We start from the raw sequence: 23,383 nt of genomic DNA on the forward strand, positions 1-23,383 counted from the left end.
GCTTTTAATTTTATCTATTAACGCCACCATATCCAAGTCCAAAAGTAGTTTCGTATATTTCGAGGAGTAATGCGTACAAAACGTTCACCATCAAAGAAACAATTTAAATTTGGAAGTGTTTCATCTTGGTTTTCTGGAACAAAGGTGACGATGTTTTCGTTACTTGTAACAGTTACTATAATTGGTGGGTCAGTAGGCGAGACTTGAAGTTGTAACGAAATATTAGCCGTATTTTTAAATTCATTATTAACAGGTGGACTTATTACTTGTACTGTGAATAACACGATAATTGTTTCGCTTGGTTCTAAATTAGTAGCAACTAGGAAACCGATATTCGGATTCGCTAGTGGAGAGCGTTCTCCGTTAATGGAGACGGTGCCGCTCATAAATTGTAAACCTACTGGAATAGTATCCTGTAAAGAAATATTTAAGAGTGAAATCTCGGAAGTATTCGTAATACGCACCGTGTAATCAAAATATTGATTTAAATAAGCTGAGCTGACGGAAGCGTTTTTCGTGACTGTCGCAGTTACAAATTGAACTGGTATACGAACAATATTCGAATTAACAACGAAAGTAATAATCGGATCCTGTGGTGTCAATTGGAAAGCGGCTGTAACTGTTGCAGAATTTATAATTGTACTGTTTGAAGGAATAGAAGTTACAAGAACTCTAAATGTTATCGTTGCTACTCCATCTGCAGGTAAAGAGCCGATATTAATACCAGTGTCTGGACGGATATTTGGAACTTGAGTACCATTAATTGATACGCTGTTTTCTATAAATGTTGTACCGGCTGGAATTATATCTAGGACGGAAGTACTGATTGTAGGAATTGGTGAATGATTTATCACCTCTAATGTGAAAGTTATGATGTCCCCTGTCGCCACGATAGATTTATCGGCTGTTTTTTCAATACTAACCATTGGATCAACTATTATTGTTGTAACAGTATTTGTTTGCTTTGTAACGGTATTTATTTGCCTTGTAATCGTAATAGGAGGTTCGGTTGGACCGACAATAGGTGTATAGGAAATAGTAGCATCGTTATTGATTGTAGATTGAAGAGTAGAAGAAGATATTGTCACTTGGAATGTAATAATAACAGATTCGTTTGGAGCAAGAGTTCCTAACGTAATACCATTTTCAGGATTCGCATTAGGCTGATTGATTCCGTTAATCGTAACACTGCCAATAACAAATGTCGTATCTACAGGTGCCGTGTCTACTAGAAGAAGATCTTCAATAGTGATATTACCATTATTAGTAATCGTAATGGTATACGTTAAAGTTTGACCAGGTAAGGCACTCGTGAAATCAACAGCTTTTATCGCAATGATATTATCATTTTGAACGGTTGTTGTGACTGTATTTGTTGTCGTCGTATTTGTAACAGGTACGTTATTTGGGTTGACTATATAGTTAAAAGTAGTGATTGCTTGGTTGTTGAGCTCGTTTCGTATTGGAATAGAAGTCACAGTTACTTGGAATGAAGCGATAGCGTCCCCATCTACAATTATAGTACCAATTGGTATGCCGCTTGCTGGATCCACTCCCGGAAGAGCCTCTCCGTTTACAATAACGCTATTTTCTATAAATGTAGTACCTTGAGGAATCATATCTTGAATGATTACATCATTTGCTGCAACATTACCAGTTTGATTGAGTGTAATCGTATACGTTAACGTATCACCGACCATTGCAAATGCAAGGTCAACAGCTTTATTACTATTCAAATTCGCATGATTAATTTCTGTTAAAGCAGCTGATGAAATAATAGTTTTGGTAATAGGTGGTTGATCTCCTACCGTGTATTCATATTCAATTGTACTTGTGTTAGAGATTGGATTTGTTTGAGGTATCGAAGTAACCCGTACTTGGAATAGAACAGTTGCTGTCGTATTAGGCAGAATGTTATCAATTGGTATCCCACTAAGTGGATTGTCATTTGGACGAGTGTTTCCATTCACAATAACACTATTCTCTATAAAGTTTGTATTTGCTGGGATGATATCTGTAACGATAATGTTTTCCACTTGTATATTCCCATTGTTTGTAATGGAAATTGTGTAAGGGATAATTGTTTGTAGGTCAGCATATTGGATAGGTGTTGTTTTTACTGCGATTATATTAGCAGAAATAACTTCAGTGAAAGTAATGTTACTAGTCGATATTTGTTCTTCTCCATTTATTGTATAACGAGAAGTTGCTTGATTTTGAACATGGCCGCTAGTTGGAATCGCTACGACAGTAACAGAAAATGTGACTGGGATAGAAATGTTAGGAGCAATCGTTCCTACCAATATACCGGTACTTGGATTGGCATTAAGCTGCGGAATGTTATTTACTAAAACGCTACCGTCTATAAAGGTTGTTCCACCAGGAATATTGTCTGTAAATACAACGGCAGTGGCATCCGTATTCCCTGTATTTGTTAAAGTTGTTGTATAAGTTAAAACATCACCAATTGTTACAGAAGTCAAATCAACAGTTTTAAGTGAAACGATATCAGCATCATTAATTTGAACGAAAGTAGTGTTGGAAGTAGTCGATTTTTGAATTGGTGCAAAGTCAGGGTTGAAAATAAAGTCGTAGATGATGTTTGCGGTATTAGGTGTTGGGTTTGCAGCAGGTAAATTCGTAACCGAAACTTGGAATGTTATTGTAGCCACTTGACCTGATGCGATATTCGGAATGGAAAAGCCGATATTCGGATCTGCTGCAGGAAGTACGGTATTGTTAACTATTACACTTCCCGGGATAAATACAGATCCATCCTCTATCGTATCTGTAAAAAAGATGGAGTTAGTTGTAGTGGATCCGTTATTTTGAATGAGTACTGTATATTCAATCGTTTCATTAATATTAGCTAATACTGTATTAACGGATTTTGTAGCGATAAGAATAGCATCAATAAATTGTATATTTGTACTATTGGAAGAGGTCGTTTCTGAGATTGGTGGTGTGCTTGGATCTGGCTGATACTCATAGTGGATGACGGCGATATTATTCATGTTATTTTGAGAAGGTATCGAGTCTACATTTACTTGGAATGTAACGATAATTGTATTGTTTGGAAGGATAATATTAAGGGAGATTCCGGTACTTGGATTTTCGTTAGGTCTTGGTATGCCATCTACAAGAATGCTATCTGGAACGAATGTGGTGCCAGCAGCGATTGCGTCAATTAGGAGAGTATTTGTAATAGGTACTGTACCAGCATTTGTAACTGCGATGGTATATGTGATAATTTGACCGATGCGTGTAATGGATCTGTTAGTAGATTTAATTGCACTAACATTTGCTGTACGGACTTCCGTGTTTACTGTATTTGATAATGATCTACGCTGAATAATTGGAGAACTAGAGTCAATTTGGTATTCATATGAAGTGTCTGAGATGTTAATGACTGTGTTGCCCTCTGGTATATTTGTAAGTTGTACTTGGAATGAAATAGTGACTGTTTCATCTGGTTGTATCGTGCCGAGAGTTACTCCATTTTCAGGATTCGTATCAGGCTGAATGACATTATTTATTGATAAGCTATCTTCAATGAATATTGTCCCTTCTGGAATGTTGTCAATGAACACCGTATTGTTAGCTGGAACCGTTCCGATATTTTGTAGTGTATTTGTGTAGGTGATATTTTGCCCGGTGGATACGAAAGTAACATCCGCCTGTTTAACAGAAATAATATTTGCATTTTGAAGTGATGTTGTAACGATATTAGAATTTACAGAGCGATTCACTGGTGGAGCTGTAGGAATACTTACATATTGGTAATTTACAGATGATTGATTTACAATTTCAGTTTCAGTTGGTGGGTTATTTGTTTGTACTTGAAATAGTATTGTTTTGGAACTGTTTGGTGGAATCGTTTCAATTGGTATTCCGTTTTCAGGATTTACACCAGGCTGAAGTACACCGTTAATTGTAACACTGTCTGGAACGAATGTAGTCCCAGCTGGAATAGCATCTGTAAAAGTAATATTTATTGCGTCAACATTGCCGATATTTTTCACTTCAGAAATATAAAGTATAGTTCCGCCAATATCTACAGTTATTGGATTGGAAGTTTTTGTAACTGTCAATTGTGCTAGCACGAAATTTGTAATGACAATATTACTTGTAGATGTTTCAGTAATAGGCGGTTGTCCTGGGTCTGGTTGAATTATATATGTTGTATTAGATTGATTTGTAATCGATTGTTGCGAGAATGAATCGTTAATAAGAATTTGGAACGAAATAAGGTGAGTAGCGTTTGCTGCTAGGTTAGGTAAAGTAACCCCTGCGTTTGGATTTGCACCAAGTATAGCTGTTCCGTTAAGTGTAAAACTATTTTCTATGAATGTAGTCTCTTCTGAAATAGTATCTGAAAATATGAGATTCGTAGCTGGAATATTTCCGGTATTTTCTAGCGCTATCGTGTAGGTCAAAATATCACCTGTTGTTGCTTGTTGTGCATTGACTGCTTTTAAAGAAAGAACATTCGCATCCGAAATTTGTGTGGAAGCTGGGTTAGACGTAATTGTTCGAGAGATGGTAGGAGCGGTTGGATCCGCGATAAAAGTATAGTCAATACGAGCTATATTAGAAATTGGATTCACGCTTGGAATGGATTGAACGATAACTTGGAATGTTATGGTGATAATGTCTGAAGGCGCGATGGAGTTTAATGGTATCCCTACGCTTGGATCGGCACCTGGAGTTGCAACGCCATTAATGGTTACGCTATTCGGAATAAATGCAGTTCCTTCTGGGACTAAATCTGTTAAAGTAACTGTATTTGCAGTTGTATTCCCGTTATTTTGAACGACTACAGTGTAAGTGATTGTACCGTTAGTAGACTGTACGAGGGAATCTGTATTTTTAATTACAGATAGTGATGCATCAACGACAGCTGTATTCACCGTATTAGATGAAGATGTTGCTGTAACTGGTGGTTGACTTGGATCGACAATATACGTGTAACTTGTAAGTGCTTGATTTATAATCGCTCCTTGCGGTGGAATAGAACTTGCAAGGAATTGGAATGTAATCGTAGCAGAATCACCTGGTGCGATAATACCAACTGGAATACCGAGAGTTGGACTTGCATCTGGAAGTGAAATCCCGTTAAGCGTAACACTATTTGGAACAAATAATGCTCCTTCAGGAACTCCGTTAATGAGTAATACAGAATTTGCAGGGAAGTTTCCAGTATTCGTTAATGTTGCTGTATACGTAATGGTATCTCCGATAGATACGATTGATCGATTTGCTTCTAAAACAGTTGTAACTGTAGCGTTATTAATTTGTGTGGAAGCACTATTAGAAGTTATTGTACCTGTAACAGGAGGAGAGGCTGGATTAACTATAAATTCGTATTGAATAGATGCAACGTTTGTAATTGGGTTTGAAGGTGGAGTAGATGTAACTATGACTCGGAAAGTAACTGTTAAGGAACTATCGGTGTTCACGGTTCCGATATTCACTCCATTATTTGGATTTGCACCTGGAATGGTACTTCCATTTACAGTAAAACTGTTTTCAATAAAGGTAGTTCCTGCTGGAATTAGGTCTGAGAAATTTACATTCGTAGCGTTCGTATTGCCGCTATTTTGAATTAAAACTGTATAAGTGATCGTGTCTTCAATATTCGCAAAGGCTGTACTAGCAGTTTTTACAGCTGAAAGTATTGCTGAATTAATAGAAGTAACGAAGACGTTCGTTTCCACATTGCCAGGTTGAGCTTGTAATGTATTGCCTACGTTATATTGGAAGTTAACAAAACCTAAGTTTTGGAGTTCAGGAGTGAATGTTGTTGGATTGCTTACGATTTGAACTTGGAATATGATTGTTACAGTTTGATTTGGGCTAATTGTATTTATACCAACACCATCAATGATAGAAGCTGATGGTAACGGAGTGCCATCAACAACAACTGATCCTGCAACAAATTGTGTCCATGATGGTAAAGGGTCTGAGAAAACAACGTTGTTAGCTGGAATATTTCCTGTATTCGTAATAGTAGTTGTATACGTAATCGTATCACCGATCGTTGCAAAAGCTTTATCCCCGATTTTAGTAGTAGTTAATATAGCACTTTCAATTGTTGTTGTAACACTATTTGAAGTAATGTTTTTTGAAACAGGAGGATTAGCTGGATTGACGATATGTTGAAAGCTAACGCTAGCTTGATTGGTAATTGGATTTATAGGTGGAATTTCATCGGCATTAATATGAAATGCTACGATGACTGACTGGTTTGGCGCAATATCACCAATCGGAACGCCTGTAATGATGTCTGCATTTGGGATGGTAGTTCCGTTAAGTGTAAAGCTATTCGGTTCAAAGGAAGTTCCGTCTGGAATTAGGTCGGTAAAAATAACATTCGTTGCACTAACATTTCCGCTATTTGTAATCGTAACGGAGTAGATAATATCTTGCCCAATGTCTACTGTTGACACATTTGAATTTTTTTGTGCAGTAAGGATAGCACTATTAATTTGTGTCGTCGTTGTATTAGATTGATTAGAATTTGAAATGAACGGCTGATTGGGATCAACAATATAACGGTAAGTGGTAAGAGTTGAATTAGAAATAGGATTGTTGATTGGAAGCGTTGAAACGGTGGCTTGGAATGTGACAATTGATGTGCTTCCACCATTAATGGAACCGATATTTACACCAGTAGATAAATCAGCGTTTGGAATAGTTTGCCCATTAACTGTGAAACTGTTCGGAACGAAAGTTAAATTGCTATTAAGTATATCGATAACGGTAACATCAGTTGCAGCAACATTCCCGGTATTAGGAAGGTTAAGTGTAAATGTTATTGTATTACCAACATCCGCAAAAGTAAGATTTGCTGTTTTTGTACTAATAATAGTTGCATTGTTTATTTGAAGAAGTGTCGTGTTAGAATTAGCTGTACTTGAAACGGGAGGATTATTTGGATCAACAGTAAACTCATAATTCGTGGATGCGGTATTCGGTACTGGATTAATAGGTGGAATGTTGTTCACCGCAACTTGAAAGACGATACTATATATTTCATTAGGCGGAAGTGCTGCAAGTAATACACCGGTATTTGGATTCGCGTCAGGTTGTAAAACACCATCAACAGTTAATGTGTTAGGAACAAATATGAGTCCGCTCGGTAATACATCCGTGAATACAATGTTAGTTGCATCTGTATTTCCTATATTCGAAATAGAGGTAGTGTAAAAAGCAGTTTGCCCAATATCTGCAAAGGAGACACTTTCATTTTTCGTCATGGATAATATAGCTTCGTTAATTTGTGTTGAAACAGGATTACTAATTGAAGTTTCTGCATCAGGCGGTGAGACTAATTGGTACGATGTTGATGAGAAATTTACAATGGGGTTTTTAGTTGGTAATGACGTTACAGTAACTTGGAATGAAACTGTTACTGTAGTCCCAGCTGTTATAGTTCCGATATTTACACCGTTCACTGGATTTGCGCCACTTTGAGGAATTCCATTAATAGAAAATGTGTCTACAATAAATGCTGTTCCGTTCGGTACGGTATCAGTGAATATAACATTTTGTGCGGATGAGTTTCCGTCATTTGTTAAATCAGCAGTATAAGTGAGTGTGTCCCCAATACGACTAAAGGATTTATCGACTTGTTTTAATGAAAGAATGGTAGCTGTATTAATCGTAGTAAACACTGTGTTTGAAGTAACATTCCTTGAAACAATAGGGGCATTAGGATCAGCGATAAATGTGTAAGAAGCACTGGAAGAATTGGCAATAGGATTTTGAACAGGGTTAGAAGTAGCGGTAACTTGAAATGCTATAGATATTGAGCTGTTAGGAGCGATTGATCCAATTGTTATACCTGTATTAGGATTAAGACCAATTTGCGTGATGCCATCTATTGTAACGCTATCAATAATAAACGTTGTACCATCTGGTATAAGGTCAGTGAAAGTAATATTCATAGCGTTTGTATTACCGGTATTTGTCAAAAGTGTCGTATAGGTAATGGTATCACCTAGTGTTACAAGTGTTTGATCTACAGACTTTACCATCGTTATCATAGCATCTAGTACAGGGTTTGTAACAATATTCGTTGAAGTAGAAGTAGTAGTAGGAGCTCCGTTTGGATCAACAGTATAAGAGTATAAAATTGTATCGTTACCCATAATCGAGCTTGAAGGGGGAACAGAAATAACATTTACTTGGAAAGTAACAGTTACTGTTTCACCTGGAGCGATATTTGGTATAGTTACTCCAAGTGCTGGCTGTGCACCAAGCTGTTGGATGCCATTTATTGTGACCGAATCTGGTACGAAAGTAGTGCTAGGAGGAATGGCACTTGTAAAAGTTATATTCGTTGCTGGTGTATTTCCTGTATTCGTAATAGTCGTTGTATACGTAAGTGTATCCCCGACGGAAATAATAGATTTATCAACACTTTTTGTTGTAGTTAATATTGCACTATTAATGGTTGTTGAAACTGTATTTGATATAGTTGTTTGTAATGCAGAAGGTTGGCTAGGATCAACTACATGTTCAAATTGTGCGGAACTAAAATTAGAAATTGGATTTATACTTGGGATGTTTGTAACAAGTGCGTTAAGTGTAATATTAGCAGTTTCGCCTGGATTTATATTTCCAATTTGTATTCCGTTTCCAGGATTTCCGATTTGCTGTGTACCAGTATCGTTTGTAAGTGTTCCAGAAATAAATGTTGTTCCTTCAGGTAAAACATCCGTGAAAATTATATTTTGTGAAGTGACATTTCCAGGGTTACTTAATGAAATTGTATAAGAAAGTGTATCCCCAATCGTTGCGAAAGTTTTATCTGCAGATTTAACAAGTGCGATTTCACCAGAATTTATTTGTGTTGAAACAGAATTAGATGTCGTATTTCGTGAAACAAGTGGTAAATTAGGTCCTGTCATAAATTGATAATCAATGGAGGCGCCGTTTACAACTGGTGAGTTTGGTCCTCCAGGTCCGATTGTAAAAATAGGATTTGGGATGCTAACTACTTGCACACGGAAGGTAACGTTTATAAAATCTCCTGCAATAATATCCCCAATTGGTATCCCGTTCGCTGGATTTACTCCAGGTAATAAAGCCCCACCTACTCGAACGCTATCCTCTATAAATACTGTATTATTTGGAATCGGATCTGTAAAAATGATATTAGTAGCAGTTGTGTTCCCTATATTTTCTAATAAAACAGTATACGTTAAAAATGAATTTCCAGGTGCGATGTCAGAAAAGATACGGTCCACACTTTTCGTTGCTTGAATAATTGCTTCGTTAATTTGCACTAAAGTTGGATTACTTGTAGCTGTTTCTGTCACTGGCGGCTCGGTAGGATCCACAATGATAGAATAAGTTGTGCTAGATTGATTCAAAGTTGGATTTGTAGCTGGTATTGAGCCAACAATCGCTTGAAAACTAATTGTTATCGTTCCTCCAACCGGAATTGTGTCTAAAGAAATCCCGTTATCTGGTCTAAAGCCGAGTTGTGGGATCGTATTAATTTGTACACTATCAGGGAAGAATGAAAGTTCAGGTGGCAATATATCGATAAAAACAGGTGTGTTAGCGGTAGTATTTCCGTTATTAGTGAGCGTAGTTGTATACGTAATTGTATCTCCAACAGCGGCAAAGGCACTGCTTGCAGTTTTCGTTGCGATAACGGAAGCCGAATTTACTTGCGTAAAAGTTGTATTGGATTGAACTGTTCGTGAAACAGGCGGTTCATTTATATCTACAATAAAACTATATTGAAGTGATGATTGGTTTGGAATTGGATTAGGGTTTGGGAGCGTTGTAATGTTTACTTGAAAACTGAGTGTAATCGATGCATTTGTATTCAAGTTACCAATATTGATACCGTTTTGTGGGTTTGCATTTGGAACGGTTACCCCGTTTATTTTAAAGCTATTTGGGACAAAGGCAGTACCGCTTGGAATTGTATCTGTAAAAATAATGTTATTAGCAGTAGTATTTCCTGTGTTTGTAACAGATGAAGTGAATGTAATCGTATCACCAATTGTAGCGAAAGTTGTACTAGCATTTTTATTTAAAACTAAAGTAGCGTCAACAATTGGGGTAGCGGTCGTGTTTGTTACAGTACTACCAACAGCAGGTGATTGGTTTGGATTCACTGTATATTCATAATTTACAAGGGCGTTATTTGTTAAAGTGCCACTAGAGGGAATTGCAAGTATTTGTACTTGGAATGTAACAAATACAGTATCTGCTGGTGAAATGTCGTTTAACGGAATTCCTAGTGAAGGATCTAAGCCAGGTTGTGAAACATTATTTATCGTCACGGAATTTGGGATGAAGGAGGAACCTGGTCCAAGTCCATCTATTAAAACAGTAGCATTAGCGGGAATATTTCCCGTATTTGCAACTGCAATCGTATAGGTTACGATATCACCAATTGCAGCTGTCGGCGTATTTACTGACTTCGTAGCGACAATAGTAGCATTATTAATTTGAGTTGTTATTACGTTACTTAGCGTATTGGCGGATGCTGGAGGTAAGTTAGGATCTACGACATATTGGTACGTTGTATTACTTTGGTTCGGTATTGGATTCGGACTAGGGATTGAATTTACGATTACTTGGAACGAGATGATCGTATTTGCATTTGGATTTATTGGATCAATTGTTACACCAGTTGCTGGATTTACATTAGGAAGTGTAGTGCCATTTACTGTTACACTATTTGGAACAAATGACGTTCCATTAGGAATGGCATCTGTAAATACTATATTTGATGCAAGTGTGTTTCCGTTATTCGTTAAAGTAGTCGTGTACGTAATAATATCATTTACGTTCGCAAACTGTTTATCTGCAGATTTTACAGAGGTAATTGTAGCGTTATTAATAGTTGTCTGTACGGTGTTGGAGGCCACCATCTGCATTACAACTGGCTTGGATGGGTCGTACGTGTATTGGAATGTAGTGCTCGATTGGTTCGTAATCGGATTTGGACTAGGAATAGTTGGTACAGAAACTTGGAATGAAACAGTACGTGATGAATTCGCTCCTATCGTGCCAATTAAAATGCCGTTAGCAGGGTTTGCATTAGCTATAGGGACACCGTTAATCGTTACAGTATTAGGAAGGAAAATGGTACCAGCTGGAATGATATCTGTAAACGTTACATTAGAGGCAGGGATATTGCCGTTATTCGTTAAAATCGTTGCATAAGTTATGACATCGCCAACATCAGCAAAATTTGTGCTTGTTAGTTTCGTAGCAACAATATTAGCAGTATTAATTTGTGTAGCTACGATATTGCTAATAGCGTTCCTAATAACAGCAGGTAAATTTGGATCTGCGATAAAGCTATATTGGAGTGCAGCGCTGTTTTGAACTGGATTTGGTGAAGGTAAACTATTTGCACTAATTTGGAAAACAATTGTTGTAATGCCGCCTGCTGGAATCGTACCAACTTGAAGGCCGGCACTTGGATCCGCACCTAGCTGTAAAGTACCGCCTATAAAAATACTATTTGGTACGAGAGTTGTGCCAGGAGGGAGTATATCGGTAACGACAACATTATTTGCTGGAGTATTTCCAGTGTTAGCTAAAGCAATGGTATATGTGATTGGTTGCCCAACATCAGCGATAGTTACATCTACCTGTTTGACAATAACTACATTTGCTAAGTTGATTTGTGTACTTACAGTATTACTTACAGATGTTTCTATAGTTGGTGGATCGCCTGGATTTAGAATAAAGCTATATTGTGTACTAGATGAATTTATTGTTGGATTTTGTGTTGGTAAAGAGGTGACAGTTACTTGATAAGAGACGGTAAGTGAGCCGTTCGCAGCAATGGAAGGTAATGGAACACCTATATTTGGATCTGCGTTATTTTGAAGTACACCATTAATAAGGAAAGTGTTTGGGATAAAGGTAGTGCCGTCTGGATTTGTATCTACGAAAGTGGGACTATCAGCAGTAACGCTTCCTTCATTCGTTAAAACGACGGTATAAGTTAATACATCTCCTACAGTAGCGAACCCTTTATCCACTGTTTTTGCTGAAATAACATTTGCGTCATTTACTTGAGTAAATGTAGTAGTTGAAGTAGTGTTCTTACTTACAGGCGAAGCGTTTGGATCCACGATAAAGTTATAGGAAATAGAAGCACTATTTGAAATAGGGTTTGGATTTGGGATGCTAGTTATTAATACTTGGAATGAAGCTGTAATTGTAGTATTCGCATTGATGCTACCGATATTGATGTTAGCTGGTGTAACACCTGGCTGAGTAACATTGTTAACTATAACACTGTTTGGTACAAAGGCAGTACCATTCGCGATTGAATCGGATAGTACTACATTGTTCGCCGCAACATTTCCATCGTTTGTAAGAGAAAAGGTATACGTTAATACATCCCCAACTTCCGCAAACGTTTGACTTACAGATTTATTAGCATGAAGATTTGCTAGTCTAATTGTTGATGTAACAGAATTAGAATTTGCTGTTTTTGAAGTTGGTGGCAGACTTGGGTTTACAGTATATAGATAAGAAGCGAAAGCATTATTAATGATAGGATTTTGGGCGGTAATATTGATGACTGTTACTTGGAAAGAAAGGGTAAAAGTAGCTCCGCCAGGAATTGTTCCGATAGGTAAAGCAACGAGAGAATCTACATTTTGCAAAACTCCGTTTAATGTTACAGTACCAGGAGTCAATATCGTTCCATTTGGAAGTGAATCTGTTAGTTGCACGTTAGTTGCAGCTGTATTTCCACTGTTTGTAATAAGAATTGTATAACTGATTGTTTCGCCAATTGTAGCAAATTGTTTATTTGTTGATTTTGTTAATGTTACATTCGCATTGTTAATTTGAGTGGAAACGAGATTCGAAGAAATGTTTTTTGTAACGGGTGATTGGCTAGGATTGACGGTATATTGATAAGAAGCGCTTGAACCATTAGATACGACATTCGCCGCTGGAATTGTATTTACTACTACTTGAAATGAAACGTTTTTTGTTGTGCCAGTTGGAATAGATCCTATATTCACACCAGTAGCGGGATTTGCTCCAACTTGTGTCGTGCCATCTATTGTTAAACTGTTGAGAACAAAAGTTGTTCCAGTAGGAATGACATCTGTAAAAATAACGTTATTCGCATTCGTATTACCTGTACCTGTAAAGGAAACGGTGTACGTTAGTGTGTCACCAATATCTGCAAAATTTTTATCTACTGCTTTTGTCATAGTTACAGTAGCATTGTTCACTTGAGTAGAGACAATATTCGTCGTATCGGTCCCACTTACTGCCGGTTGATTTGGTACAGGAATGTATTGGTATGTTGTTGTTCCACTATTTAATATTGGATTTGTTTGGGGGATGGACGGAACGAATACTTGAAATGAAATAGTAGTAGTGGAATTTGCGGCAATAGATCCAATTGATATACCAGTAGCAGGATTTGCTCCTGCTTGAGTAACCCCGTTAACAGTTACACTCCCTGGAATGAAAGTAGTTCCGCTTGGAATTGGATCTGTATATATAACGTTAGTTGCAGCGATATTTCCTATGTTAGCTAAGGCAATACTGTAAGTTAGCGTTTCACCAATATCGGTAAAAAGTTTGTTAACTGATTTTGTGCCATTAATATCTGCGAGGTTAATTTGTGTTCCAGCAGAGTTGCTTGTTGCAAGACCATTAAAAGTCGTTCCTCCGGCGATTGGTGTATATTGAAATGTAATATTAGCAGTGTTAGAAATCGGATTTTGATTTGGAAGGGAAACGACAGTTGCTTGGAAAGTTACTGTACGAGAAGCGTTATTATTAATAGTTCCGAGAGATATACCAGCAGCCGGATTTGCATTTGTTTGCGGGATATTATCTACCGTTACAGTGCCAGGTATAAAGGAAGTACCGTTAGGGAGAATGTCTGTAAAAGTAACGTTATTAGCAGGAAGAAGTCCGGTGTTAGGGATAGTAACGGTATAAGTGAGAACGTCTCCAATTGCCGCGACACTTTTATTTACGCTTTTCGTTGCTTGTATGTTAGGTGAATTTATGTTGATTTGTAAACCGACTGTATTTAACATATACGCGTCTCCGTTAGTAGTTAAACGGATGGCGGCGGACACTTGGGAATTTGTTAAATAAGGGGAAATATCAATAGAAGTAATGTCCCAGCCCTGTCTCCCGCCTGAGATGTTTGTACCTGTAGAAGCACTTTGATTTCGCGTTCCAAATGTCCCGGTTGTATCTAAGTTTCCAGCGGCATTATTAATTTGAGAACCGAAGAAATTATTTACAGCATTGTTAGGTCCAGATAAGGCATTTAATGAACTGAAATTTGGCCCGAATAGAGCCTGATCCCCAATTAAATCAGCATCTCCTTCGGTAGAACTTAAAAACAATCTCCCGCTTACAGGCCCTCCTGAAGGTGTTAAAAATCCTGAAACAGATACATCGGCACTACCAGTTTCTGCAGAAACCCGGTTGCCTGCTACATAAATGGTTAAATTTCTTGCAGGTAATGTTCCATTTTGGTAAGCGACGATAAGCGTCCACCCAGCTGAATTAATTGTTCCGTTAGAAGCATCTATAGGATCTACAAGTCCAGGAACAGAGCCGGTTGTATAAGAGCCAGATCCTCCTGCTTGAATGAGGGATGTTACATCTGCAGAACGTGTATAGAATCCAAATGTGATAGATCCAGAAACGAATGTTTGATTGGAAGCTGTAACAGCCGATGGAGTAATCGAGTATGTTGAAACAGGTGTTGTAAAAGAAACAGGATTGCCTAATACGTTCGTAATGTTTTGATCACGAGATAAATAGTTTCCGCCCCAAACGAGTTCTGCGTAAAGAATCGTACTACCAGCAGGTATATTTAAAAGAGCGGTAGAACTATTTTGTGTATAGTTTAATGTTGTACCAGCAGGAAAAGAAGTTACTTGTAAAGCGGTATTGGTAGTTATAAATGCGCCAATTGCCCCGATTGTACCAGCACGGTTTTGATTACTGATTTTACTTAAACCGAGTGTGTTTCCTGTAATCGCAAGTGCGCCGTTAGTGGTGGTAGAAAATCGATTTGTAATGGGCATGTTGTCACCTCACTTACAATATAGTCTTGGTCAAAATAGGATATGTGTGTGACAAATAAAGGGTAACATGTACAAGTTGAATTGGGAAGATGGCTAGATAAGGGGGTGGAGTATGATTGAATTGGAATTTAGCGTGGAGCGTCTTAGGGAAGAACAAATAGGCGATATTGTAGCATTATCATCTTATATTGGTTGGGATTATAACAGGGAAGAAGTTGAAACAATTTTTAACTCAGGTATTGTATACGGCGTATGGAATGAGAGAAAGGAACTTATTGCTAGCGGAGCAATAATATTATACGGGGAGGCGTTGGCATCTATCGGAATGGTAATTGTACATCCGGATTATAAGGGAAGAGGGATTGGAAAGGCGATAACGAATGCATGCATGAAGAGCGTATCGGCTCAAACTCCTATTATGCTTATTGCTACGGATGAAGGGAAACCTTTATATGAAAAATTGGGCTTTAGGGCAGTAAGCTATGTTTCTAAATACATATGTAACTCGTACAATGTGACTGATCATTGTGTAGGAAATGAAGATTATATGATGAATTATAAAGAGGGGGATTTAGAAAAAATAATAAAAATAGATGGATATGCGTTTGGAACAAATAGAAAAGAGTTTTTAAAGAAAAGAATTATGCAAAGTGAACAGTGCACTGTTGTAAAGGACAAGGAACAAAATGTATTAGGTTACGGTTTAAGTATACAAACGCCAGAAAATAAAATAATAGGGCCAATTGTTGCTAAAAATGATGAGATGGCAATGAGAATTGTACATGATTTAGCAAAAGGGCATAATGGTAAATTAAGAATTGATGTACTAGAAGGAAAGAAAGATTTCATGAAAGTATTAGAGATTACTGGTTTTAAAAAGGTGAATACACCACCAATTATGATGAAAAATAGCGGTCAATTATTAAAAAGGAATAATGAGTTATATAGCATTGCAGCACAAATTTTTGGGTGAAAAAGAATCCTTCTGAACGAAGGATTCTTTTTCGCTAATCACGATATTGATCATGAGTCGGCTGAAAGGGGTCTTCCTCGATATCCCTTACCATAGAAAAATGATCAACATTATAATGACCATGGAGAATTTTATTATGGTGAGAGATAATTTGTTCTGCAGTCAATACGTCAGAATCAGTTGTGGAATGACCGTTTTTAATTAATGTAACATCAAAGCCTTGTACAGTTGCTGTCCTCACAGCGGTATCAATACAATGCTCTGTTTTACATCCACCGATAACAATATGGTTAATCTTTTCTTTTTTTAAAAGTTCAAGTAAAGAAGTGCCATAGAATGCGTTTGTGGCTGCTTTATTAATAAGAATTGCAGACTGAGGTACTTGAATTTCATTATGTACTTCAAAGCCTACGCCGCTACCAGAAGCAACATCGATATCTCTTACGAAAACAATAAGGGCATTGGAATCTATTGCTTTCTGCACGGCTGTATTGAGTGTAGATAATAATTTGGTTTTACGAAAAACTTCACTTTCTTGTTCATTTCCATCCATTAATTCTTGCTGCGCATCGATAATTAATAGTGCTTGTTTCATCATGTCTCCCCTTTAATATGGAATAAGTTCCACTGTACATATTCCTTCATATTGTAAAGAAATCCTCTATTTATAAGCGAAGTAGACGATTGATTTACAAAGTTGTCAAAGAAATTTCATTCTCATGGCGTATAAAAACATGTATGATAGGAAGTGGAGAATTTTTGAGTAGGTGGGAATAACATGCAAACAGTAGAAGATTATCTTTCATTCTTACATACGAAAGGATTTAAATTATCAGAGGAAGCACAAGGATTTATTATGTTCGGACAAGGATATACGGGTGCATCTGATGGCATTGTAAACGCAGCAATAGAAGCGACAATTAAGCATCAATTGCAGTTTGATGGCAGTTATTTTGTTGCGTTATTAGAACGATTGAAAGAAGAAGAGATTACAGATAAAAAAAGCGCTAAGGCTTTTATGCGGAAGTTACAAGCGTAACTTCACGCAGCCTGCGCTTCTTTTTTTGTTTTGGAAGGTAATTCAACAAAAACCATGCCTAGGAAAATACATAGGCATCCGAAAATAGCAGAGATAGAAAGTTGTTCGTTTGCAACGAGAACGCCTGTTAAGGCAGCAAAAACGGGCTCCATTGCGAAAATAATAGCTACTCTCGTTGGAGATGTATGTTTTTGTGCTGACGTTTGGATGAAAAAAGCAATGGATGTCGCGAATAGGGAAGTTAGAAATAGCGCAAATAAAAAGGAAGAATTCGTCCATAGTGCTACTGAAAATAATTTTTCCCAATCTTCAAACAAAAAGGCGCAAATAGAAGAAAACAGTCCGACAGCCAATACTTGCGATGTACTTAACAATAAAGGTGATATTTTTTTAGAGAAGAAGCCGTTAACGAGAATATGAGCAGCGAAAGCAACTGCACAACCGAGAACGAGTATATCTCCAATGTTTAATTGAAAAGAATCACCAGCCGTTAATAAGTATAAACCTGCTGTTGCTACCGCAATGCCAATTACGATAAAAATAGTAGCTTTTTGTTTTAAAAAAATAAAAGACAAGATTGGTACCATAACGATACTAAGCCCTGTTAAGAAACCAGCTTTTGAAGAAGTTGTATAAAGTAAGCCGAATGTTTGTAATACATAGCCGACGCATAAAAAGAATCCAACGGTTAATCCAGCGAGGCTACTCTGTTTTATATGTTGTTTTGAAGTTTTTTTTGAGAAAATCATTTGAACGAATAATAAAATGATTCCAGCGAATAAAAAACGTATACCATTAAATGTAAATGGACCAACGAAAGACATAGCATTTTGAACGACAACAAATGTAGCTCCCCAAATAAAAGACACAAATAATAAAGCAAGAGGAGCAATCCAATCTTTTTTCACACTCATACCCCCGTTAATTTTGTAAGATAGCTTTTCTAGCTAATTCATCAGCAACTTTATTTTGACTACTTGGAATCCACTTAATAAAAAAGAGATCGAAACTTTTTATGTACTGCAGTGCTTCCTCTAATAGTGGTGCAAACATTTTATTTTTTGCATATTCTTTTTCAACAGCTCGCTCGACAAGTTGCGAATCTGTACGAAAAGAGACAATGTTATAATTATGCTCCGTGCAATATTTTAATGCCGCAAGTAAAGCGTGGTATTCTGCTTCATGATTGGACATTGTCCCAAGGGGCAATGATAATTGTACAGCGGGTTGAACCCCTTTAATAAATACGCCTGCACCAGAAGGACCAGGATTTCCTTTTGATGCACCATCAATATATACTTCAATCAAAATGAGAAACCTCCAAATGATAAGATGATCCCCTACTTATATGTTTCTTTGCAGTAGGGGATAGGGCAATTAGCCGATTGTAATACTATAACGACATGTAAATGTTTCATTCGCTTGTAAAGATTGAATTCCTTTTTTTTCCTTGAAATCTTTTGCTGGATTTACTTCATCAGCTATTCCGTACCAAGGTTCGATACATAGGAAAGGTGCGTTCTCGCCTGGTGTCCATACGCCGACAAATGGGAATCCGTCAAATTCTACTTTTACAAATTTATTATGTTTATGAGAACGAATAGAGATTTCATCCGTATTCATATTTTCAAAAATAAGCGCATCGTTTTTAAATAGATCATATGTAAGTGGTAATTCATTCGTACTTTCAGCAATTAGTTGCTTTTTATTTGAAAGGTAAGGTCCTTCTAATACACTTGTTTCTAAGCGTTCAGAACCATTAAATGATAGATGGTAATCTGTAAATGATTCGTCTTCTAATAACGGGAAATTGAAACCAGGATGCGCCCCGATTGAGAAGAACATCTCTTTTGAAGTAGGGTTATTTACTTCGTATGTTACATGAACGATTTGTCCGTCTAGCTCATAAGAAACGAGTAATTCGAATTCGTATGGGTATTTTTTTAATGTTTCTTCATTACTAGTAACGATATAAGTGATTTTCGTTTCACTTTGTTCTTTTACAGTGAATGTAAGATCACGAGCAAAGCCGTGTTGTGTTAAAGAATAAGGCTTACCATCTACGTAGTATGTATTATCTACTAATCGGCCGACGATAGGGAATAAAATTGGTGCACGGCGTCCCCAATAAGTAGAATCACCTTGCCATAAGTATTCTGTATTGTCTTCTTTTAAGCGAACGCTTTGTAATTCTGCACCTTTGTCGGATATGGAAACGATCACTTTTTCATTTTGAATTGTTGCAGTCATGAAGTAAAACCTCCTAAATCTTTCATATATTTCATTATACGTTGTCTAAAAGAAAAAAGGTAGTTCATGATAGGAATCTATTGACGAAAGGGGGGCTACCGCGTAAAATATAATCTTGTTGCTTAAAAAACGAATAACGTGGTTCGAAACCATCCCACGTAAAAAAACTAAGGAGATTTTGTCATGAATATTAGAACATTAGTCGGTAATGGTATTTTAGCGGCATTATATATTGCTGTTTCTATGCTTATTCAGCCATTTGGCTTTACGAATGTACAGTTTCGTATTTCAGAGATGTTTAATCATCTCGTTGTATTTAATAAGAAAGCAATTTACGGAATTGTATTAGGTGTATTTTTAACGAATCTCTTTTTCTCACCTATGATCGCTTACGATTTAGTATTTGGAGTAGGGCAATCTATTCTTGCATTAGTTGCAACCATTATTTCTATGCGATTCATTAAAGGTGTTTGGGCTCGTATGATTTTTAATACAGTTATCTTTACAATTACAATGTTTATGATTGCAATTGAACTTCATCTTGCATTTGATTTACCATTTATGTTGACTTGGTTAACATGTGCAGTCGGTGAATTTGTTGTCATGGCCATTGGTATGCCTGTAATGTACTGGATTAATAAACGAGTACAATTTGAAAGATTTATGTAATAGATGAAAGAGCTATTCCTATAGGGATAGCTCTTTTTTACATGTGATTATATTGAATATAATTCTGTGACTCTTGATAAAATATAATAAAATAAAGTGAGGCTTTCATTAGCTGGATACATATAAGAAGTCTTACATAAGGGGAATCTAGTATGAAATATAAAATTCATTGGTTGTATAAAACAAAGCGCGGTTTGCAGACGGAATTAACGACAGATTATATGAACATAGAAGAAGCACTTCAATTTGCGGAGGATTTCGAGAAAACAGGAAGAGTGAAGGAATTATTATTTTACGATGAAATGGATACAGAATGGTTATTAAAGGAAATAAAAAAGCTGAGTAAACAAGTGGAGGAAGAACCCCAAGAAATACTCGTTTATTTTGATGGTGGTTATGATGTACAGACGAAAGAAGCTGGGGTAGGTATATGTGTATACTATAAAAAAGGAAATGCAAAATACCGAATTCGCCGTAATGCATATATAGAAGGCATATATGATAATAATGAAGCGGAATACGCATCATTACTATATAGCATGAATATACTCGAGGAATTAGGGATTAAGTATGAAGCAGTTACACTTCGCGGGGATTCTCAAGTTGTACTGCAACAATTGGCCGGGGAATGGCCTTGTTATGATGAACATTTAAATCATTATTTAGACCAAATTGAGCAAAAAGCGAAGCAAATGAAATTAAAACTTGTATGTGAGCCAATCTTTAGAAAACAAAATAAAGAAGCACATCAATTAGCAACGCAAGCATTAGAAGGAACAGTCATTGATAGTCATAAAGAAATAACCGAATAGAGAGGTGCAACGGTGGATAAAAAGCAACTCATTACAGAGGTAAATGACTTATTAGAAACGTATTGTGAAGGATGTTTTTTGCGAGAACATAATCGAAAGACAAATAGTAAGTATTATGCTCATTCATTTTGTATCAGGCAATGTACAGTTGGAGAAACATTGAAAAAGTATGGGGAACAGTTGTCATGAAAAAACATCCAGAGAAAATTCTCTGGATGTTTTTTAGTGTCTTGCTTCGTTTAGTTGATGCTCACATTTATTTAATTTCTTTTCCTCGTTCATTAAAAATGGCTCATCTAAATCAGTTGCAACAGATTTCATAATTTCAAGCTGAGAGCGAGCTGCTTCTACAGCAGTAGTAGCGTGTTCTAATGTATCTGGATCCATTGAAATTGTTGCTGATCCCACCATTTTTTGTGCTGTTTCTACACGGAATTTCACTTCTTCAAAATCATTTACTTCTGATCCCATTGTTACTGCCTCCTTTGTATATTGCGCATTTCACATAGTTTTTGCTCTGTAAAACGGAAATATACAAAGGAATAACAAAGGAGGTTACCAAGTAAGGTAACCTCCTGTTATATGTTGGATTAAAGTTTTACTACGTTAGCAGCTTGAGGTCCGCGGTTTCCTTCAGTGATATCAAAAGATACTTCTTGACCTTCTTCTAAAGCTTTGTAGCCTTCGCCTTGAATCGCAGAGAAATGTACGAATACATCGTCAGCGCCTTCCATTTCGATAAATCCAAAACCTTTTTCGTTGTTAAACCATTTTACTTTCCCTTGCATGTTACAATTCCTCCTAAAAACATTTGCTTTTTTCATTTAGTGAAATTCATTTGAAAAGATAATATAAACTAAAAATGCTATAATCTTGAATATTCTGCTAAATGATTAATTTAAATATACACGAATTGGGAGAATTTAGTCAAGTAAGCGATTTTATTTTTTTGTATTTTTAAATAATTTTTCAGCCAAATTTTTAAATAGGTATAGGACAGGCCGAGTATGTAATAGTCTTAATTGAATGCTATACATAATGAGGTGAAAGAATGAATAAGTCTTATTTATTAGATAATGAAGGAATGAGAAGGAGAACGGATATACCGAATTGGGTTGCAAAAGAATTTAAAAATTTTTCTAACGTCGTATTAGAACCAACTTTCCCATGTTATTTTGGTGTAACTGCTTTGAAAAAGAATGAACTTCGCTATTCCTTTCTATCTCATAATGATTGGAGTCATTTGCCGCATACAATGTTATCTTTTTTAGAATTAATGAAAGAATGGCCAGTTGTAAGAAGAGGTTTTTTTCTTTTTGTGGAACCGGAATGTGAGGAACAATCAATCGAATATTATCGTGATTACTTTTGGAAAGTACTACAATATTTACATGAAAATGATGATCAAACGTGGCCGAAGCAAATTCCGGAAGACCCAGATCACTACTTATGGGAATTTTCATTTGGCGGGGAACCGATATTTGCATTTGGAAATGCACCAGCTTATAAACAACGAAAAACTAGGCATTTAGGAAATTCTCTCGTTATTGGATTTCAGCCAAGTACCATTTTTGATGGATTAGAAGGCGACCGTCCTAAAGGAGCATATTCAAGACAAACGGTCCGAGATCGAGTTGAAAAATGGGATCAGTTGCCGAAACATCCTAACATTAGTCATTATGGTGATCCGGAACATCGGGAATGGAAACAATATTTCATAGGAGACGATGTAGAGCCGATAAAAGGAAAATGTCCTTTTCTTCATAAGATAGAAAAGTAAGAGCCATCACCTAAATGGCTCTTTTGCATATTTTGGATAAAAAAGGGTATTTTAGTAGTACATATTTTGATGAAAGCTAGTCTATTTTCAATCATTACATCATTACTTAATAGTAAAGGAAGTAGAAAGGATAGAGCGATGTTTGGAGCGATTATACAACAAATTGTATTAGGGATTTCATTAGCGGCGCCAATAGGTCCGATTAATATTGAAATGTTAAAACGAGGAATTGAACGAGGTTTTTGGCATGCCTGGATTGTTGGAATTGGTGGTATGACTGCAGATATTTTGTTTATGCTTCTCATCTACTTCGGTTTATCTTCTCTGTTTATGTATACATATGTACAAGCTTTTATGTATTGCACAGGGTTTTTCTTATTATTTTATTTAGGATTTCAAAGTGTAAAACAAGGAATTTCTCACTCGAATATGGAATATAAAAAGGAAGAGGTAGGCGGCCTTAAACAATCGTTTATGGCAGGTTTTTTCATTGCAATATCTAATCCATTAAATCTTGTTTTTTGGTTTGGTATATACGGTAGTACACTTAGCTCATTGCTTACGAAGGTAACGAAACAAGAAGCCTTTTTGTACAGTCTTTGTATTATCGTTGGTATTATTTTATGGAATTTAAATATTGCTTTTTCTGTCCATTTTGGCAGAACTTTATTAAAGCAAAAAGCACTTGGCTATATAACAGCCGGAGCAGGTATTATTTTAGTAGGATATTCTATCCATTTTGCATACAAAGCTTTACAGTTGTTCACATAAGATTGAAGGGGAGATTTT

14 protein-coding genes and 1 riboswitch are annotated in these 23,383 nt (G+C 36.5%); of the genes, 7 read left to right on the forward strand and 7 right to left on the reverse strand.

Annotated features, from left to right (window positions below; genetic code table 11):
* Nucleotides 1–17 precede the first annotated feature (17 nt).
* Nucleotides 18–15,071, reverse strand: coding sequence for a DUF7507 domain-containing protein (locus MR147_RS00645; RefSeq protein WP_242303553.1), 15,054 nt, complete (start codon nt 15,069–15,071; stop codon nt 18–20).
* Nucleotides 15,072–15,183: 112 nt separating this feature from the next.
* Here MR147_RS00645 and MR147_RS00650 point away from each other — a divergent pair, with 112 nt between their 5' ends.
* A complete protein-coding gene (locus MR147_RS00650; protein ID WP_074610200.1) occupies nt 15,184–16,044 on the forward strand; it encodes a GNAT family N-acetyltransferase in 861 nt (286 codons plus the stop codon).
* 34 nt (nt 16,045–16,078) lie between these two features.
* On the opposite strand, the gene MR147_RS00655 is transcribed toward MR147_RS00650, so the two are convergent.
* On the reverse strand, nt 16,079–16,639 hold the full coding sequence (locus MR147_RS00655; RefSeq protein ID WP_074610202.1) for a cysteine hydrolase family protein: 561 nt from the start codon (nt 16,637–16,639) through the stop codon (nt 16,079–16,081).
* 183 nt (nt 16,640–16,822) lie between these two features.
* On the opposite strand from MR147_RS00655, the gene MR147_RS00660 reads away from it, so the two are divergent.
* Nucleotides 16,823–17,083: a DUF6123 family protein gene (locus tag MR147_RS00660; protein WP_001195212.1), complete on the forward strand. Its 261-nt coding sequence runs from the start codon at nt 16,823–16,825 to the stop codon at nt 17,081–17,083.
* 2 nt (nt 17,084–17,085) lie between these two features.
* Here the strand turns inward: MR147_RS00660 and MR147_RS00665 are convergent, their stop codons facing one another.
* The 3 genes from MR147_RS00665 to MR147_RS00675 form a co-directional block, all read right to left on the reverse strand.
* Nucleotides 17,086–17,991 carry a DMT family transporter gene (locus tag MR147_RS00665; protein WP_139302897.1) on the reverse strand — a complete coding sequence of 302 codons (906 nt, stop codon included), beginning with the start codon at nt 17,989–17,991 and terminating at the stop codon, nt 17,086–17,088.
* A gap of 13 nt (nt 17,992–18,004) precedes the next feature.
* Entirely contained in the window at nt 18,005–18,391 is a 387-nt protein-coding gene (locus tag MR147_RS00670) for a reverse transcriptase-like protein (RefSeq protein WP_000573873.1), read from the reverse strand.
* 69 nt (nt 18,392–18,460) lie between these two features.
* On the reverse strand, nt 18,461–19,333 hold the full coding sequence (locus tag MR147_RS00675) for an aldose 1-epimerase family protein (protein ID WP_000127422.1): 873 nt from the start codon (nt 19,331–19,333) through the stop codon (nt 18,461–18,463).
* A 132-nt stretch (nt 19,334–19,465) separates the two neighbouring features.
* Nucleotides 19,466–19,510: riboswitch (PreQ1 riboswitch) on the forward strand.
* Between the two features lie 6 nt (nt 19,511–19,516).
* On the opposite strand from MR147_RS00675, the gene MR147_RS00680 reads away from it, so the two are divergent.
* From MR147_RS00680 to MR147_RS00690, 3 genes are all read left to right on the forward strand, one after another.
* Nucleotides 19,517–20,002 (forward strand): QueT transporter family protein, encoded by a 486-nt coding sequence (locus tag MR147_RS00680; protein ID WP_001026469.1) that lies wholly within the window; start codon nt 19,517–19,519, stop codon nt 20,000–20,002.
* Nucleotides 20,003–20,154: 152 nt separating this feature from the next.
* Complete coding sequence (locus tag MR147_RS00685) at nt 20,155–20,814, forward strand: ribonuclease H family protein (RefSeq protein ID WP_074610207.1); 660 nt, start codon at nt 20,155–20,157, stop codon at nt 20,812–20,814.
* Between the two features lie 12 nt (nt 20,815–20,826).
* Entirely contained in the window at nt 20,827–21,003 is a 177-nt protein-coding gene (locus MR147_RS00690; RefSeq protein WP_000358801.1) for a zinc-finger domain-containing protein, read from the forward strand.
* 33 nt (nt 21,004–21,036) lie between these two features.
* Here MR147_RS00690 and MR147_RS00695 read toward each other — a convergent pair whose 3' ends face one another.
* Complete coding sequence (locus MR147_RS00695) at nt 21,037–21,285, reverse strand: DUF2564 family protein (protein ID WP_000534392.1); 249 nt, start codon at nt 21,283–21,285, stop codon at nt 21,037–21,039.
* A 119-nt stretch (nt 21,286–21,404) separates the two neighbouring features.
* Nucleotides 21,405–21,602: a cold shock-like protein CspB gene (gene cspB / locus MR147_RS00700; RefSeq protein WP_001161732.1), complete on the reverse strand. Its 198-nt coding sequence runs from the start codon at nt 21,600–21,602 to the stop codon at nt 21,405–21,407.
* Nucleotides 21,603–21,865: 263 nt separating this feature from the next.
* Here cspB and MR147_RS00705 point away from each other — a divergent pair, with 263 nt between their 5' ends.
* Nucleotides 21,866–22,594, forward strand: a complete 729-nt coding sequence (locus MR147_RS00705) for a YqcI/YcgG family protein (RefSeq protein ID WP_074610210.1) — start codon at nt 21,866–21,868, stop codon at nt 22,592–22,594.
* A gap of 138 nt (nt 22,595–22,732) precedes the next feature.
* A complete protein-coding gene (locus MR147_RS00710; protein ID WP_074610225.1) occupies nt 22,733–23,365 on the forward strand; it encodes a LysE family transporter in 633 nt (210 codons plus the stop codon).
* Nucleotides 23,366–23,383 lie beyond the last annotated feature (18 nt).

The sequence above is a fragment of the Bacillus cereus group sp. BfR-BA-01350 genome, from assembly GCF_022663775.1.
GTDB classification, from domain to species: Bacteria; Bacillota; Bacilli; order Bacillales; family Bacillaceae_G; genus Bacillus_A; species Bacillus_A paranthracis.

Excerpts from the sequence above, each read along its gene's own strand:
- MR147_RS00645 (WP_242303553.1), bottom strand. The coding sequence starts at position 15,071 with ATGCCCATTACAAATCGATTTTCTACCACCACTAACGGCGCACTTGCG.
- MR147_RS00650 (WP_074610200.1), top strand. The coding sequence starts at position 15,184 with ATGATTGAATTGGAATTTAGCGTGGAGCGTCTTAGGGAAGAACAAATA.
- MR147_RS00655 (WP_074610202.1), bottom strand. The coding sequence starts at position 16,639 with ATGAAACAAGCACTATTAATTATCGATGCGCAGCAAGAATTAATGGAT.
- MR147_RS00660 (WP_001195212.1), top strand. The coding sequence starts at position 16,823 with ATGCAAACAGTAGAAGATTATCTTTCATTCTTACATACGAAAGGATTT.
- MR147_RS00675 (WP_000127422.1), bottom strand. The coding sequence starts at position 19,333 with ATGACTGCAACAATTCAAAATGAAAAAGTGATCGTTTCCATATCCGAC.
- MR147_RS00680 (WP_001026469.1), top strand. The coding sequence starts at position 19,517 with ATGAATATTAGAACATTAGTCGGTAATGGTATTTTAGCGGCATTATAT.
- MR147_RS00685 (WP_074610207.1), top strand. The coding sequence starts at position 20,155 with ATGAAATATAAAATTCATTGGTTGTATAAAACAAAGCGCGGTTTGCAG.
- MR147_RS00695 (WP_000534392.1), bottom strand. The coding sequence starts at position 21,285 with ATGGGATCAGAAGTAAATGATTTTGAAGAAGTGAAATTCCGTGTAGAA.
- cspB (WP_001161732.1), bottom strand. The coding sequence starts at position 21,602 with ATGCAAGGGAAAGTAAAATGGTTTAACAACGAAAAAGGTTTTGGATTT.
- MR147_RS00705 (WP_074610210.1), top strand. The coding sequence starts at position 21,866 with ATGAATAAGTCTTATTTATTAGATAATGAAGGAATGAGAAGGAGAACG.
- MR147_RS00710 (WP_074610225.1), top strand. The coding sequence starts at position 22,733 with ATGTTTGGAGCGATTATACAACAAATTGTATTAGGGATTTCATTAGCG.